This is a genomic window from Halomonas sp. 3H, assembly GCF_024206005.1.
Taxonomy (GTDB): Bacteria; Pseudomonadota; Gammaproteobacteria; order Pseudomonadales; family Halomonadaceae; genus Halomonas; species Halomonas campaniensis.
This window is the reverse complement of the sequence record NZ_CP100360.1, coordinates 2,402,819-2,416,924: the sequence shown is the minus strand read 5'-3', so window position 1 is coordinate 2,416,924 and position 14,106 is coordinate 2,402,819. Positions and strand designations below refer to the sequence as shown.

Genomic DNA, 14,106 nt, shown 5'->3' with positions numbered 1-14,106 from the left:
CTTGCTCCTTTCATTATGGAAGTAGGCTGGCTTGACGCTAGAAGGGAAAATGCAGCGAGGCGGTCACCAGGTTCAGGTGGGCCATGTCGGGGGCGTCGAACTCCTCGAACTCCAGGCGGCTCACCAGCCGGTCGAACTGTAGCCGGGCGCCCAGGCCCTGGACCCGGGTCGTGCCGCTGCGCGCGACGTCCTGGCCGGGCATCACCGGGTCGCCCTCCCAGCCGACCAGGCCAGACTTGGCGTAGAGGCCGAGATGGCCGAGGCGCACGCCGGCCACCAGGCTGCCGCCCAGGCTGACGGTGTTGAGGAGCATCTGCTGGTCGCCGAGGCGGGTCGGCACCTCGTCGCTCTCGCGATAGCTGAATTCGGCGCCGAGGTCGAGGCGAGGCAGGCGCAGGGGATTGAAGCCGGCGATGAGCCGGAAGCCGGAGGTGTAGCCGTCCGGCGTCTCGATGTCTCGACCATCGACCACCATGCCGTTGTCGAGGTGCATCAGGTCGGTGTTCTGGCCCGCGTAGGCGGGGGTTTCGTCGGCAGCGGCGAGCGGTGACGAGGCGATCGCCAGACCGGCCACCAGGGCGGCGAGGGTGGGACCCGGTTTCATGTTCCCTGTCCTTGCGTCGGCCTGCTGCCACCGGGCGGTGGCAGGGCTGCTGCGTAATTGGTGTGATCCTGTCAGGTTAGCAAGGGGAGGCGGGGGCTGCCAGGTTCGTGGCCAGGCCGCACAGCTCGGCCTGCAGCGCGGCGATCTGCGGAACCTCCTGCCCATGTCGCGCCGCGGCCGCAAGCAGCGGGCCGAGGATCGCCCGATGTTCGGTGGGTCGGCCGGCCAGCACGTCCTGCAGCATCGAGGCGCGATTGTTTGCCGTGCCGGCCACGACCCGCCAAACCAGGACTCGCCAGCCGTCCAGCCCCTCGCCCTCCGGCGGGGCGACGCCCTCCGCCGCCATGATCCCGGCGACCTCGACGATTACCGCCTCCACCATCGGCCGGAAGGGGCGGTCGCGCAGCTGGCCATTGCGGATGCGAAAGCGCGCCACCAGCGGATTGATGGCGGCATTCACGGCAAGTTTCTGCCAGAGACGAGCGTGAATGTCGCCCACCGCCCGGGCGGGAAGCCCCGCCCCGTCGAGTCGGCGGGCAAGCGCATCGGCCAGGGCCCGGTGTCCGCCGTCGAGGGCGCCGACCAGGGTCTGGCCATGGCCGGCATGGACCACCCGGTCGTCGCTTGCCACGAAGGCGCCCTCGGTGGTGGTGGCGCACAGCACCGGACCGGCATGGCGCTCGGTGAGTCGCGGCTGGCAGTCGAAGCCGTTCTGCCACAGCACCAGGGGCGTGCCCGGGGGCAGGTGGGCGGCCAGGGTCCGGTGGGCCGCGTCGGCGGCGTAGGCCTTGGTGACCAGGTGCACCACGTCCGGGGGGCGAGGCGGCGGGGCATCGACCGTCGCCATCGTCAGCGCCCGGGTCAGCGATGTCCCTTCGGGGGTCACCAGGGTCTGAGTGGCGGCCAGCCGTCGCCGCCCCAGCAGCGCGACCTCCACGCCCTCGCTTGCTCGGGTCGCCAGGCGAAGGGCGATCAACCGGCCCAGGGCGCCGGGGCCGACGACCCAGTGGCGATTCAGTTCGGTCATGAGGAACGCCTCCTGCGGGTCGGGCGGCTGCTGCCCGTCCCCGTCCCTCGGCGCCGGGCGGTGCTGCCTCGGCGTCTCGCCGACGGGCGGCCGGCGGGCGCCGGTTCCTCGCCGCGGGCGTTCGCCAGGGCCTGGCGCAGGCGGCCGGCATCGGCGGAGGAGAGCAGCCCATGCAGGTCGGTCACCAGGGAGGCCAGGAAGGGAGCCGGGTCATCACCGGCGTCGGCGATGCTGCCCAGGCGCTGCTCCCAGAGCGCCGTGCGTTCGGGGCGACCCACCGCGTCGGGCAGCGAGGCGATCAGGGCGCTGCCGAGCCGCGTGGCGCGCAGGGCCTTGGCCCGGCGCACCAGATAGCCGCGCTCCACCAGCGTCTCGATGATGCCGGCTCGCGTCGCCTCGGTGCCCAGGCCATCGTGCTCGCGCAGGGTGCGGCGCACCGCCGGGTCCTCGACGTAGCGCCCGATATTCATCATCGCCTTGATCAGGCTGGCATCGGTGAAGGGCTCCGGCGGGCGGGTCTCGCGATCCTCGACGCCGGCCTCCCTCACCCGGCAGGTCTCGCCCTCGGTGAGCGGGGGCAGTGGCGGGACCTCCTCCCGCGTGGTGAACAGCGGCTTCCAGCCGGGCTCGAGGATCTCCTGGCCGCTGGCACGGAAGGCCTCGCCGGCGATGGCGAACTCCGCCTTGACCTCGCGGGTGACGAGGGGCGGATAGAACTGGGCCAGCACGTTGCGAGCGATCAGCCGGAAGACGTCGGCCTCGGCCTTGTCGAGACGTGACGGCTCGGCGGGCTTGCCGGTGGGCGAGAGGGCGTGGTGGGCGCCCACCTGCTTGTCGTTCCAGGCCCGGGAGCGCCGCGAGAAGTCCGCCCCGGCCAGCCAGCCTCGCAGCGTCGGGTCCGTGCGGCAGGCGCCCTCCAGGGTGGCCCGTGCCGAGGCGAAGTGCTCCTCGGGCAGATACCGGCAGTCCGAGCGCGGATAGGTGATCAGCTTGTGGCGCTCGTAGAGGCGCTGGCAGATGTCCAGCACCGCCTTGGCGGAGAGCCCGAAGCGCCGGGCGGCATCCACCTGCAGCGCCGAGAGCGAGTAGGGGAGCGGGGCGGGCTGACGCCTGTCGCGGCTCTCGAGGCGGGCCAGGCGCCCCTCGGCGCCGGGCAGCCGCTCGGCGAGGTCGGCGGCGGGCGGGCGCGCGAGCAGCCGCCCCTGCTCGTCCAGCGGATGCGTCTCGCCGGGCTGCCACCAGGCGCGCAGCCGGCCGCCCGGCACCTCGAGGTCCGCCCACAGCACGAAGAAGGGCCTGGGCACGAAGTCGCGGATCTCGGCGTCGCGGCGGACCACCAGCCCCAGCACCGGGGTCTGCACCCGGCCCACCGAGAGCACGCCGTCGTGGCCCGCCTGGCGGCCGATCAGGGTCCAGGCGCGGGTCAGGTTGATGCCGTAGAGCCAGTCGGCCCGGGCCCGGGACTCCGCGGCGCGAAACAGCGGCTGGTAGCGGGCGTTGTCCTCCAGGCGCGCCAGGGCACGCTGCACCGCCGGACGATTGAGGTCGCTGACCAGCAGCCGCGATACCGGCCCCTTCCAGCCCAGGTGCTCGATCACCTCCTGCACCAGCAGCTGGCCCTCGCGGTCGGGGTCGCCGGCATGGACCACCTCCCGGGCGCCCTTGAGCAGCCGGCGAATCACCGCCAACTGGCCGCGGGCCTTGGGACGGGGCATCAGCTTCCACTCGGCCGGCAGGATCGGCAGATGATCGAGGCGCCACTGCTTCAGGGCCGGGTCATAGGCGTCCGGCGGCGCCTGCTCGAGCAGGTGGCCCAGGCACCAGGTGACGGTGGTGTCGCCGACTACCAGGGCACCGTCATCGCGGCGCGCCGCACCGGGCAGGGCCTCGGCGATGGCCCGGGCCAGGCTGGGTTTCTCGGCGATGATCAGTCGCATGGGCACGGCTCGGTAGCGGGTTTCATGGATATTCTTCCAGTATCCTGGCGCGCCTGCCAGGTGTAACCTGACTCTATCGATGTACAATTCTTGTATCATTGTTGGCATCCACCTACCAGCGGAGCGATGCGATGCGCGAGCGAGGCAGAACCCGGCGCCTGCTGGGCCTGGGGGCGCGGACCGGTGGCGCCCTGATCCGTACCCGGCTGGGCGGCCAGGCCGACTGGCGTGCCCTGGGCGAGGCGCTGTTCGAGGGGCTCTCCGAGCTCAAGGGCCCGGCGATGAAGCTGGCCCAGATCATGTCCCAGTGGGACGACCTGCTGCCGCCCGACCTGGCCGAGGAGCTCGCCCGCCTTCAGCGCCAGGCCGAGCCCATGCCCTGGGCGAGCATCCGGGTCAGCCTGGTCGAGCAGTACGGCGACCTGGCCGACCGCTTCCGCGAGATCGAGGAGCGTCCCTTCGCCAGCGCCTCCATGGGGCAGGTGCACCGTGCCGTGACCCGCGACGGCGAGACCCTGGTGCTCAAGGTGCAGTACCCGGGGCTCGCCGAGGTGCTGGAGAGCGACCTCACCCAGGTGCGTCGGCTGATGCGCCTGGGTCGCTGGTTCAAGGTGCCCCAGGCGCGGCTCGATGCGCTCTTCGAGGAGCTGGCCGCCAGCCTGCGCGGCGAGCTCGATTACCACGCCGAGGCCGAGGCCCTGGCGCGCTATCGGGCGCGCTACGCCCATCTCGAACGGCTGGTGATTCCCGAGCCGCTGCCCGGGCTCTCCGGTCCCAGGGTCCTGGCCATGCGCTACGAGCCGGGTACGCCGCTGCGCGAGCTGGAAGCGGGCGATGACGCCACACGCCAGGGCGTGGCGGAGACCCTGGCCGACTGGATCACCGAGGAGCTGTTCACCCACGGTGAGCTGCATGCCGACCCCCACGCCGGCAACTTCGCCGTGAACGAGCGGGGGCAGCTGGTCATCTACGACCTCGGCGCGGTGATCCCGGTGCCCGAGGTCCGCCTCAGGGCGATGATGCAGCTGCTCGAGGCGACCCTGGCGAGGGACCCCATGGCGATGGACGAGGCGCTGCTCAGGCTGGGCGGGCGCCAGGGGCAGGGCGCGCCACTCTCGCTCTATCGGGAATCCGCTGAGGCAGTGGCGCCGCTGTTTGCCCCCGGCGAGCAGGACTTCGGCGACGTGCGCGTCCACCGCCGGCTGCGCGACCTGACCCCCAAGGTCTGGGCCGCCATGGACCGCCTCCAGCCGCCGGCCGACACCCTGCTGCTGTCGCGCACCCTCAACGGCCACTACTGGAACCTGGTGCGCCTGGGCGCGCGGCTCGACATGCACGCCCGCACCCGGCCGCTTCTGGAGTGGGCGGGGAAGTGAACGTCTGCCCAGCGTCCCGGTGGGCTGGTAGACTGTGCCGTTTTCGGGACCGTGGAGACTGGGATGCTGGCAGTATGGGTGGAACAGCTGCTGGGGTTTGCCTCGGGCGCCCTGGCGGCCATTCGCAAGGACGAGCGCTATCCGACGCTGATGGCCTGGGCCCGCGAGGAGGGCCCCTCTCTGGTGGGGGGCAACCTGCCGCTGGCCCAGGCGCTGGCGCCTGAGCTCTGGTCGCAGACCCCCCTGGCCCGACTCGGCTTCGCCAGCGAACCCCTGGCCCGGCCGGGACGCAACGAGCCCTGCTGGTGCGACTCCGGCCGCAAGACCAAGCAGTGCTGCGGAGCCGTGACCCTGCCCGGTCCGGTGCCCGCCCACCTGATGTGGATGCTGTCGCTGCGCGAGTGGAAGGGTGACGCCCTCAAGGCGGCCCTGGAGAGCGGCCGAGCGCCGGCCCAGGCGCTGCTGGAGGCAGGGTTGATCGCCGCCGAGACCGGGCAGCGCGGTCGCGCCCAGCAGATCCTCGAATCACTGTTCGAGCGCGCCGACTGGTCGCGGCTGCCGGAGCAGGCCGAGCCGGCCTTCGAGATCCTCATCGACCTCTATCAGGAGCGCGGCTTCCATCGCAAGCGCGAGGCGCTGCTCGACGCCGTGCTCGAGCGCGGCCCGCTGTTCCTGCGCGGGGTGGCACTGGAGCGGCTGTGCCTGATGCACCTGGACAACGACGACCTGGACAGCGCTCGGGCCGCCTTCGTGCGCGCCCAGCAGGCCCTGCCGGACTCGCCGACCCTGGCCTACATCGAGGCCATGCTGCTGCTCCACGAGGGCCACGAGCAGGAGGCCGCCGAGCGGGCGCGCTTCTGGTTCCGCCGGCTCGCTCGCCAGGGGGACCTGGAGCCGGACCAGCTGCAGTTCCTGGCTGACCTGGCCGAGAACCCCGGCGCCACCCTGGCCGACCAGCTGCTGAATGCCGAGGAGGACCTGGCCGGTCCGCTGGCCTCCCTCCAGGCCCTCTTCGAGGCGCTGCCCACGGCGCCGAAGCTGGCCATCCGCCGGACCGACGATGACCGCCTGGAGTACCGCACCACGGCCCGCGAGGACACCCTGTTCGCCGTCTGGCAGCAGCACTTCCAGGTAGCGGTGGCGGCCGACTCACCCATGGGGCTCGAGGATGATCCCTGGCCCGAAGCGGCCGGCTGGCTGGGCGAGCTCTGTGCCCACCCCGAATGGCTGGACGCGCCGCGGGTCGTGCAGTCACTGACTCTGGCCCTGACCAGCCGCTTCGGCAGCCTGCCGTGGATGGCGCCGAGCCTGTTCGCCCCGCTGGCCGACCGGCTGGAGCGCTGGCTCGAGCAGGTGGCCGCCGAGGGGCCGGGCACTCTGGCCTGGGACGATGCCGACAACGCCGTGCTGCTGCGCACCGGCCTGGCGCTGGTGGTGGGCATGGAGCGCGGCGCGCGCCAGCGCTCGCGACAGCTCGCCGAGCGCCTGCTGGCACTGGACGACCACGACAGCCTGGGGTTGCGCGAACTGGTACTCGACCAGCTGCTGCGCGACGGTCGCGACAGCGAGGCCCTGGCGGTGAGCGAGCAGCAGGTGACAGCGGATGCCGCCGAGCCGCCGCCGCTGGGCCTGCTCATGGGGCGCGCCCTGGCCCTGTTCCGGCTGGCGCGGCGGGAGGAGGCCGCCGAGGCGCTGGCCGCGGCGCAGCGCCACAACGCCCACGCCCTGGACATGCTGTGTGCCGAGAATCCTCGACCGGTACATACCGGCGCGGATGGCATCGCCGAGCCAGGCTCCCGGGCCGAGGCGTGGCAGTACCGGACGCTGATGCGCGACCAGTGGCGCGCCACCCCCGGCGCGCTCGACTGGCTGCGCGACCGCTTCGAGGACTGAGCCTCAGGCAGCGCGCGGGGCCGGCGGCGGCACCCTGTCCCGGCGCGCTCGACTGGCTGCGCGACCGCTTCGAGGACTGAGCCTCAGGCAGCGCGCGGGGCCGGCGGCGGCACCCTGTCCCGGCGCGCTCGACTGGCTGCGCGACCGCTTCGAGGACTGAGCCTCAGGCGGCGCGCGGGGCCGGCGGCGGCACCAGCTCCCTGTCGCGGCTGATCCAGATCGCCAGGGCGATGGCCGGCAGGCCCAGGGCCGTGGCGATCACGAAGAAGGTGGCGTAGCCCTCGGCCGCGACCACCAGCCCGCCGAAGCCGCTCAGGAACTTGCCGGGCAGCGTCATCAGCGAGGAGAACAGCGCATACTGAGTCGCCGTGTAGGCCCGGGAGGTCAGGCTGGAGAGGAAGGCGATGAACACCGCGCTGGCCAGGCCGTTGGCCAGGTTGTCGCCGACGATCGCCATGACCAGCATCGGCAGGCTCTGGCCGGCCAGCGCCAGGGCGGCGAACAGCAGGTTGGTGAGGGTGGCGGCCGCCGCGCCCAGCACCAGGATCGGCCCGATGCCGTAGCGCGCCACCAGCAGTCCCCCCAGGATCCCCCCGCCGACGCTCATGGCGATGCCGAAGACGTTGGTCACGTTGGCGATAGTGGCCAGCGTGAAGCCCAGGTCGATGTAGAGCGGGTTGGCCATGGACGCCATGGCCAGGTCACTGATGCGGAACACCGCCACGAACAGCAGCAGCCACAGTGCCTTGCGCCGGTGACGGGTGAAGAAGTCGGTGAAGGGGCAGACCACTGCCCCGATCAGCCACGCGCCCAGCCGTCGCAGCTGGCGCGGCTTGCCGCGGCTGGCACGCAGGAAGGCCCGCACCCGCGGCTCGTGGATCAGCTGGGTGTTGAGCGACAGGCGCTCCGGCTCGGGACGAACCAGCACGGTGATCACCCCGATGCCCACCAGGGCCGCCATGGTCAGGTAGGCTGCTTCCCAGGAGATCCACGACGCCACGTAGAGGGCGCCGGCGCCGGCGGCCAGCAGGCCGCCGCGGTACCCGATGATGTAGGTGGAGGCCATGGCCGCCTGGATATCGTCAGGCGCCGACTCGATGCGGAAGGCATCGATGGCGATGTCCTGGGTCGCCGAGCCGAAGGCCACCAGCAGGGCGAAGAGCGCCACCAGCGGCAGGTTGCCGCGCGGCTCCAGGCTGGCCAGGCCGACCAGCCCGGCGGCGATCAGCGCCTGGGCCAGCAGCATCCAGCCGCGGCGCTGCCCCAGGGCGCGGGTCAGCAGCGGCAGGGCCAGGCGGTCCACCACTGGCGCCCAGAAGAACTTGATCGAGTAGAGGATGCCGATCCACGAGAAGAAGCCGATGGCCGCCACCTCGACCCCGTCGCTGCGCAGCCAGGCCGACAGGGTGGAGAACACCAGCAAGAAGGGCAGGCCGGCAGAGAACCCCAGGAACAGCATGGTGATCACCGGCGCGCGCAGGTAGATCGCCAGGGCATCCCGCCAGCTGCGGTGAGGGGTGGGGGTGGGCATTCGGGAGCACTCCTTGCGGGCCATGAGCGATGGCAGCGGGCCATCCCAGGCGGTCACCATCGATGGTAGACTGGAGGATCGACAGCCGGGAATCCTGCCGTCCGGCCCCTGAACTGCCGACCCCGGCATGGGGCGATTGTTGCAGAGCCCCGGCGGTGATACCAGTGTCCAGCCACCCGACAGGAGACCCATGAACAGCGTCGATGAGAGCCTGGAGTCCGGTGATGATGCCGTTCCCCGCTGGTACGTGATCCAGTGCAAGGGAGGAGAGTCGTTCCGCGCGGCCGACCACCTCGCCAACCAGGGTTACGAGGTGTTCCACCCGGTCCTCGAGGTGCAGAAGAAGCGCCGCGGCAAGCTGGAGTGGGTCAGCGAACCGCTCTTCCCCTACTACCTGTTCATCCGCCTCGATCGCCTGGTCAGCAACTGGCGGCCGATCCGCTCGACCCGCGGCGTGCTGAAGCTGGTCGGCTTCGGCGACATGCCCGTGGCGGTGGACGACGCCCTGGTGGCCACCCTGCGCGAGCACGGCAGCGACCGCCAGGATGCCACCGTCAACCTCTACTTCCGGGCCGGCGAGGCCGTCGAGATCACCGAGGGGCCCTTCAAGGACCTGCAGGCCGTCTTCGCCACTCACAAGGGGCAGGAGCGGGCCATCGTGCTGCTCGATCTGCTGCACCGCCAGCAGCGACTGGAGATGCCTGTCTCCCAGCTGCGCCGGCGCTGAGGGCTTCCCCTTTCAGGCAGGGCCGGCCCTGCCCCCATTACCGCTTCGAGGAGAGTTCCATGACGATCGCCCCCCAGCGGGTCGTGACCCTTCACTATGTGCTCAGCGACGCCGACGGCCAGGTGCTCGACGACTCCCGGGCTCGTCAGCAGCCCATGGAGTACCTGCATGGCCACCACAATATCGTCGAGGGGCTGGAGCGCGCCCTGGACGGCCAGGCCGAGGGGGCCGAGCTCAGCGTGACGCTGATGCCCGCCGAGGCCTACGGGCTGCGCAACGAGGCGCTGGTCCGCGAGGTGGGGCGCGGCGCCTTTCCGGTGGATGACCTGGCGCCCGGCATGCGCTTCCAGACGCCGGGTGAGGCCGGGCCGCAGGTCGTCACCGTGGTCGAGGTGCACGACGACCGCGTGCTGATCGACACCAACCACCCCCTGGCGGGGCACACCCTGCGCTACCGGCTCCAGGTGCTCGGCGTCCGCGATGCCACCCGGGCGGAGCTCGCCAAGGGCCATCCGCTGCCGCCGGATACCGACCCCGGCAGCGTGGAAGACAAGAAGGTGCTGTGAAAAGTGACCTGGATCAATTGCCGCCGCGGGCCACCGTCGGGCGCGGCGACAAACTTGATTCAGGTCAGAAATCCCCCGACGCTTCCGGGCTACAGTCCTCTCAACAGATCGAGACGGGAGGACACCACCATGTATTGGGATGATGCCGTAATCTTTGGACTGGTTACCGTCGCGATGATGGTCGCATTTCTCGGGGGCTGGATCGCATTCATCGTTCGCGATCACCGCAAGAAGAAGCACTGATCCAGCCGTCGTCACGAGTCGTCAGGGGAGGGGGGAGTCATCCCCCCGGTAGCCGACCCACATGGGTCGGCTTTTTTTCGCCTGGCTTTCGGCTTTCGGCTTTCGGCTCTCGCCTGTCGGCAGGCGCCGACGGCGCGGGCATGAATGTGCAGGCTCCGCGCAACGTTGGCCGGCGCCTGGAGCCTGTCCAGTGGGCCGTCTATCATGAACGCCGTTCGACAACCTCGGAGACGTCCCATGACCCATCGTGATCCCGAAGGCCCCGACTCGCAGAAGCGTCAGAGCCGTCGCCGGTTGCTGGCCAGCCTGGGACTGGGCATCGCCGGCGCCTATGTGGCCCCGACCCTGTTCAGCCTCGGCCAGGCCCAGGCCCAGCATGGCGCCGGGCGCTCCCGGCCGAGCTACTCGCGTCCCAGCTATTCGCGCCCCAGCTTCAGCCGGCCGAGCTACTCTCGACCCAGCGGGGGGTATCGCCGCGACCGACGCGATGTCTACCACCGCCGTGAGGATGACCGCCCGGGCGTTCGCCTGGTGATCTCCGTCACCCCCAGCCGCTGGTGACGGCGGCCGTGGGTCAGGACCTCTGCCTGCCCGGCCTCGGCCGGGCGCTGCGGCTGTTCGGCTGCTCCGAGGTGCTGGGCGCCCTGCAGGCGGCGATGCCGGGGTGGCCCGCCCGGGTCGTCGAGGCTGCCGGGCCCGTCCCGGCGATCCGCCTGCGCCGTCATGGCGAGGGATACTGGCAGACCTCGCCGGCCCTGCCCGAGGGGCTCTTCCTGGCCACCGCCGTCGAGGCCGCCTGCAGCCTGATCGCCGACCTGGTCGGTGAGTACTTCGACCGGCACCCCGACAGCATCGGCCTGCACTGCGGCTCTGCCGAGGTGGCGGGCCGCCTGGTGGTCTTTCCCGATTCGCACCGCGCCGGCAAGAGCACCCTGACGGCGGCCTTCGCGGCGGCCGGCCTGCGCGTATTCGGCGACGATGTCCTGGCCCTGACGCCGGAGGGTCGCGGACGGGCGCTGGGCATCGCCCCGCGGCTGCGCCTGCCGCTGCCGGCGAGCCTGGACCCCGCCCTGGTCGCCCATGCCGACGAGCATGCCGGCCCCGCGGATGAGCGCTACCGCTACCTTGCCCTGCCCGAGGCGGCGCTCGCGACCCACGGGGAGGAGGCCCCGCTGGGCACGCTGGTGCTGCTCGAGCGGGAGGCGGGGCTGACGGCCCCCGAGCTCCTGCCGCTGGCCCCGGGCGAGGGGCTGCTGCAACTGCTCTGCCAGAACTTCGCCCATGGCGCGCCCAGCGAGGCGCTGATGGCGCGCTTCCTGCCCCTCATGGCCAGCCTGCCCTGCCTGCTGCTGCGCTATTCGGAGCCGCTGGCCGCGGCGCGCTGCCTGGCGGCGCGGGTGGCCGCGCCACCGGAGAAGGGCGAGGCCGCCCTGGCCTCGCTGGCCGGCCATCGCCCCATGCCGGCGGCGGCGCAGGCTATCTCGCCGCGGCAGCCGTGGCGGCCGGCGGGCGAGGTGCAGGAGTATCCGCTGGACGACGAGCTCTTCCTGATCCACCGGCCCAGCGGTGCCATCCACCGCCTCAATGCCAGCGGGCGGGCCGTCTGGCTGCTGCTGGCCCGGGAGGTCCTGTCGGCCGACATCCTCGCCGAGCTGCTGGCCGAGCTCTACGGGGACCGGTCGGCCGAGCGCATCCTGCCCGACGTGCTCGGCCTGCTGGGCCGGCTCGCCGAGTCGAGGCTGATCGAGGCCGCCTGACGTCAGCGCTGGACGGTGGCGCGGCCGGCGCCTGTCGGCTCCCGCCAGTGGCGCTGCCAGGCGCGCATCACCCGCTCGGGATACCAGGTCTTGCCCAGGCTGCCGTTGTAGCGTGCCAGGGCGCGGGTGAAGTCGCCGCGCTCCACCGCCAGGTAGTGAGCCAGGATGGTGGTGCCATAGCGCAGGTTGCGCCACGGGTCCTTGAGGTCGTCGGCGGGCAGGCCCAGTTCGCGGATCCAGAACGGCATGATCTGCATCAGCCCCACGGCCCCGGCGGAAGAGACCGCGTCGGCGCGGAAGGCACTCTCCACCTGGATCACCGCCAGCACCAGCGCCGGCGGCAGGCCGGCCAGGCGGGCCTCCAGATAGATCCGCTGGAGCAGCTCGGTGCGCAGCGCCGGGTCCTGGACGAAGCGCGCCAGCGCCGGCTCCATGGCGTTGTGCCACTGGCGGGCGGCCCAGATCTGGGCGGGATCGCGAGGAGCGGCGAGGCTGTCGTCGAGTGTCGTGCGCAGCGTGGCGGGAGTTGCCGGTAGCGCCTGGACCACCAGCGCGCGCCGGTCGGCCTCCAGGGCGGCCAGGAAGGTATCATCGCTGGCCGCCGCCGTTGTGGCGGCCAGCCACGTCGCCACCAGGCCGGCGGCGACGGGGATCATGTGGCGACGAGCCTCAGGCCTTGATGCGCTCGCGCAGGAAGTCGAGGATCTGCTCGGCCGGTACCATGGTGGCATCACTGTCACGGCGTCCCTTGTATTCCAGTTCCCCCTTGTCCAGGCCGCGATCCCCGACCACCAGGCGATGGGGCAGGCCCATCAGCTCATGGTCGGCGAACTTGGCCCCCGGGCGCAGGTCTCGGTCGTCCAGCAGCACCTCGAAGCCGGCATCGGTCAGCTCGGCGTAGAGCTTCTCGGACTCCTCGCGTACCCGCTGTGACTTGTGGGCATTCATCGGCACCAGGGCAATCTGGAAGGGTGCGATGGCGTCGGGCCAGATGATGCCGGCGTCGTCGTGGTTCTGCTCGATGGCGGCGGCCACGACGCGGGTCACCCCGATACCATAGCAGCCCATCCACGGGTGGATGGCGCGACCCTCGTCGCCGAGCACGGTGGCGTTCATCGCCTCGCTGTACTTGCGGCCCAGCTGGAAGACGTGGCCCACCTCGATGCCGCGCTTGATGGAGAGGGTGCCGTGGCCATCCGGCGAGGGGTCGCCTTCCACCGCGTTGCGGATGTCGTACACCTCGGGCAGCGCCACGTCGCGCTCCCAGTTGATGCCGAAGTAGTGCTTGCCGTCGACGTTGGCGCCGGCGCCGAAGTCGCTCATCAGCGCCACGCTGCGGTCGATGATCAGCGGCATCTCGAGACCCACCGGGCCCAGCGAACCGGGGCCGGCGCCCACCGCCGCGCGGATCTCCTCCTCGCTGGCCATGGTCAGCGGGGCGGCCACCTGGGGCAGGTTCTCGGCCTTCACCTCGTTGAGCTCGTGGTCGCCGCGCACCAGCAGGGCGATCAGGCCGCCCTCGGCGGCATGGACCATCAGCGTCTTGACGGTCTTCTCGATGGGCAGGCCGTGCTGCTCCACCAGGGCCGCGATGGTGCGGGCATCCGGCGTGTCCACCAGGCGCAGCGCCTCGGCCGGGGCCGGGCGCTCGGGGTGGCTGCCCAGGGGGGCCGGCAGGGCGTCGGCCTTCTCCATGTTGGCGGCATAGTCGGACTCGGTGGAGAAGACGATGTCGTCCTCGCCCGAGTCGGCCAGCACGTGGAACTCGTGGGAGCCGGTGCCGCCGATGGCGCCGTTGTCGGCGATCACCGGGCGGAAGTCGAGCCCCAGGCGGGTGAAGATGCGCGTGTAGGCGTCATACATCACCTGGTAGGTCTCCTGGAGCGAGGCCTCGTCGACGTGGAAGGAGTAGGCATCCTTCATGATGAACTCGCGGGAGCGCATCACCCCGAAGCGAGGGCGGATCTCGTCGCGGAACTTGGTCTGGATCTGGTAGAAGTTGGCCGGCAGCTGCTTGTAGCTGGCGATCTCCTTGCGCACCAGGTCGGTGATCACCTCCTCGTGGGTCGGGCCGACGCAGTAGTCGCGCTGGTGGCGATCCTTGAGGCGCAGCAGCTCGGGACCGTACTGCTCCCAGCGGCCGGATTCCTGCCACAGCTCGGCGGGCTGTACCGCCGGCATCAGCACCTCCTGGGCGCCGGCGCGATCCATCTCCTCGCGGACGATGCGCTCGACCTTGCGCAGGGTGCGAAGGCCCAGCGGCAGCCAGGTGTAGAGCCCGGAGGTGAGGCGGCGGATCATGCCCGAACGCAGCATCAGCTGGTGGCTGATGACCTCGGCGTCGGCGGGGGTTTCCTTGAGGGTGGCGATCAACAGTTGAGTGGCGCGCATGGGTCCGGCGTTTCCTCGGGCTCGTCAAACGGGTCGGGCCGCCAGCGTGGGCGG

Annotated in this window: 13 protein-coding genes; 7 read left to right on the top strand and 6 right to left on the bottom strand. The window is 71.4% G+C overall.

Features of this window, described 5'->3' with window-relative positions; all coding sequences use genetic code 11:
* Positions 1–37: 37 nt before the first annotated feature.
* From NFC98_RS11240 to NFC98_RS11230, 3 genes are all read right to left on the bottom strand, one after another.
* Complete coding sequence (locus tag NFC98_RS11240) at positions 38–604, bottom strand: hypothetical protein (protein WP_254275073.1); 567 nt, start codon at positions 602–604, stop codon at positions 38–40.
* Positions 605–680: 76 nt separating this feature from the next.
* The gene (locus NFC98_RS11235; RefSeq protein WP_254275072.1) at positions 681–1,631 is read right to left on the bottom strand and encodes a ketopantoate reductase family protein; all 951 of its coding nucleotides are present in this window, start codon (positions 1,629–1,631) and stop codon (positions 681–683) included.
* Entirely contained in the window at positions 1,628–3,568 is a 1,941-nt protein-coding gene (locus NFC98_RS11230) for a DNA topoisomerase III (RefSeq protein ID WP_254275071.1), read from the bottom strand. The genes NFC98_RS11235 and NFC98_RS11230 overlap by 4 nt, the downstream gene beginning before the upstream one ends.
* 131 nt (positions 3,569–3,699) lie before the next feature.
* On the opposite strand from NFC98_RS11230, the gene NFC98_RS11225 reads away from it, so the two are divergent.
* Positions 3,700–4,944 carry an AarF/ABC1/UbiB kinase family protein gene (locus tag NFC98_RS11225; RefSeq protein WP_254275070.1) on the top strand — a complete coding sequence of 415 codons (1,245 nt, stop codon included), beginning with the start codon at positions 3,700–3,702 and terminating at the stop codon, positions 4,942–4,944.
* Positions 4,945–5,007: 63 nt separating this feature from the next.
* Complete coding sequence (locus tag NFC98_RS11220) at positions 5,008–6,837, top strand: SEC-C metal-binding domain-containing protein (protein WP_254275069.1); 1,830 nt, start codon at positions 5,008–5,010, stop codon at positions 6,835–6,837.
* A gap of 163 nt (positions 6,838–7,000) precedes the next feature.
* On the opposite strand, the gene NFC98_RS11215 is transcribed toward NFC98_RS11220, so the two are convergent.
* The gene (locus NFC98_RS11215) at positions 7,001–8,368 is read right to left on the bottom strand and encodes an MFS transporter (RefSeq protein WP_254275068.1); all 1,368 of its coding nucleotides are present in this window, start codon (positions 8,366–8,368) and stop codon (positions 7,001–7,003) included.
* Positions 8,369–8,558: 190 nt separating this feature from the next.
* On the opposite strand from NFC98_RS11215, the gene rfaH reads away from it, so the two are divergent.
* The 5 genes from rfaH to NFC98_RS11195 all read left to right on the top strand — a co-directional run bounded on the left by rfaH (position 8,559) and on the right by NFC98_RS11195 (position 11,661).
* Positions 8,559–9,095: a transcription/translation regulatory transformer protein RfaH gene (gene rfaH / locus NFC98_RS11210; RefSeq protein ID WP_254275067.1), complete on the top strand. Its 537-nt coding sequence runs from the start codon at positions 8,559–8,561 to the stop codon at positions 9,093–9,095.
* A gap of 59 nt (positions 9,096–9,154) precedes the next feature.
* Positions 9,155–9,661, top strand: a complete 507-nt coding sequence (locus NFC98_RS11205; RefSeq protein WP_254275066.1) for a peptidylprolyl isomerase — start codon at positions 9,155–9,157, stop codon at positions 9,659–9,661.
* A gap of 129 nt (positions 9,662–9,790) precedes the next feature.
* Positions 9,791–9,904, top strand: coding sequence for a cytochrome c oxidase subunit CcoM (gene ccoM / locus NFC98_RS18015; protein ID WP_367948951.1), 114 nt, complete (start codon positions 9,791–9,793; stop codon positions 9,902–9,904).
* A gap of 237 nt (positions 9,905–10,141) precedes the next feature.
* A complete protein-coding gene (locus NFC98_RS11200) occupies positions 10,142–10,465 on the top strand; it encodes a hypothetical protein (RefSeq protein ID WP_254275065.1) in 324 nt (107 codons plus the stop codon).
* 8 nt (positions 10,466–10,473) lie between these two features.
* Positions 10,474–11,661, top strand: a complete 1,188-nt coding sequence (locus NFC98_RS11195) for a PqqD family protein (protein WP_254275064.1) — start codon at positions 10,474–10,476, stop codon at positions 11,659–11,661.
* Positions 11,662–11,663: 2 nt separating this feature from the next.
* Here the strand turns inward: NFC98_RS11195 and NFC98_RS11190 are convergent, their stop codons facing one another.
* Complete coding sequence (locus NFC98_RS11190) at positions 11,664–12,317, bottom strand: transglycosylase SLT domain-containing protein (RefSeq protein ID WP_367948950.1); 654 nt, start codon at positions 12,315–12,317, stop codon at positions 11,664–11,666.
* A gap of 13 nt (positions 12,318–12,330) precedes the next feature.
* Positions 12,331–14,052, bottom strand: coding sequence for a proline--tRNA ligase (locus NFC98_RS11185; protein ID WP_254275063.1), 1,722 nt, complete (start codon positions 14,050–14,052; stop codon positions 12,331–12,333).
* Between the last annotated feature and the right edge of the window lie 54 nt (positions 14,053–14,106).

Excerpts from the sequence above, each read along its gene's own strand:
- NFC98_RS11240 (WP_254275073.1), bottom strand. The coding sequence starts at position 604 with ATGAAACCGGGTCCCACCCTCGCCGCCCTGGTGGCCGGTCTGGCGATC.
- NFC98_RS11235 (WP_254275072.1), bottom strand. The coding sequence starts at position 1,631 with ATGACCGAACTGAATCGCCACTGGGTCGTCGGCCCCGGCGCCCTGGGC.
- NFC98_RS11230 (WP_254275071.1), bottom strand. The coding sequence starts at position 3,568 with ATGCGACTGATCATCGCCGAGAAACCCAGCCTGGCCCGGGCCATCGCC.
- NFC98_RS11225 (WP_254275070.1), top strand. The coding sequence starts at position 3,700 with ATGCGCGAGCGAGGCAGAACCCGGCGCCTGCTGGGCCTGGGGGCGCGG.
- NFC98_RS11220 (WP_254275069.1), top strand. The coding sequence starts at position 5,008 with ATGCTGGCAGTATGGGTGGAACAGCTGCTGGGGTTTGCCTCGGGCGCC.
- NFC98_RS11215 (WP_254275068.1), bottom strand. The coding sequence starts at position 8,368 with ATGCCCACCCCCACCCCTCACCGCAGCTGGCGGGATGCCCTGGCGATC.
- rfaH (WP_254275067.1), top strand. The coding sequence starts at position 8,559 with ATGAACAGCGTCGATGAGAGCCTGGAGTCCGGTGATGATGCCGTTCCC.
- NFC98_RS11205 (WP_254275066.1), top strand. The coding sequence starts at position 9,155 with ATGACGATCGCCCCCCAGCGGGTCGTGACCCTTCACTATGTGCTCAGC.
- ccoM (WP_367948951.1), top strand. The coding sequence starts at position 9,791 with ATGTATTGGGATGATGCCGTAATCTTTGGACTGGTTACCGTCGCGATG.
- NFC98_RS11200 (WP_254275065.1), top strand. The coding sequence starts at position 10,142 with ATGACCCATCGTGATCCCGAAGGCCCCGACTCGCAGAAGCGTCAGAGC.
- NFC98_RS11190 (WP_367948950.1), bottom strand. The coding sequence starts at position 12,317 with ATGATCCCCGTCGCCGCCGGCCTGGTGGCGACGTGGCTGGCCGCCACA.
- NFC98_RS11185 (WP_254275063.1), bottom strand. The coding sequence starts at position 14,052 with ATGCGCGCCACTCAACTGTTGATCGCCACCCTCAAGGAAACCCCCGCC.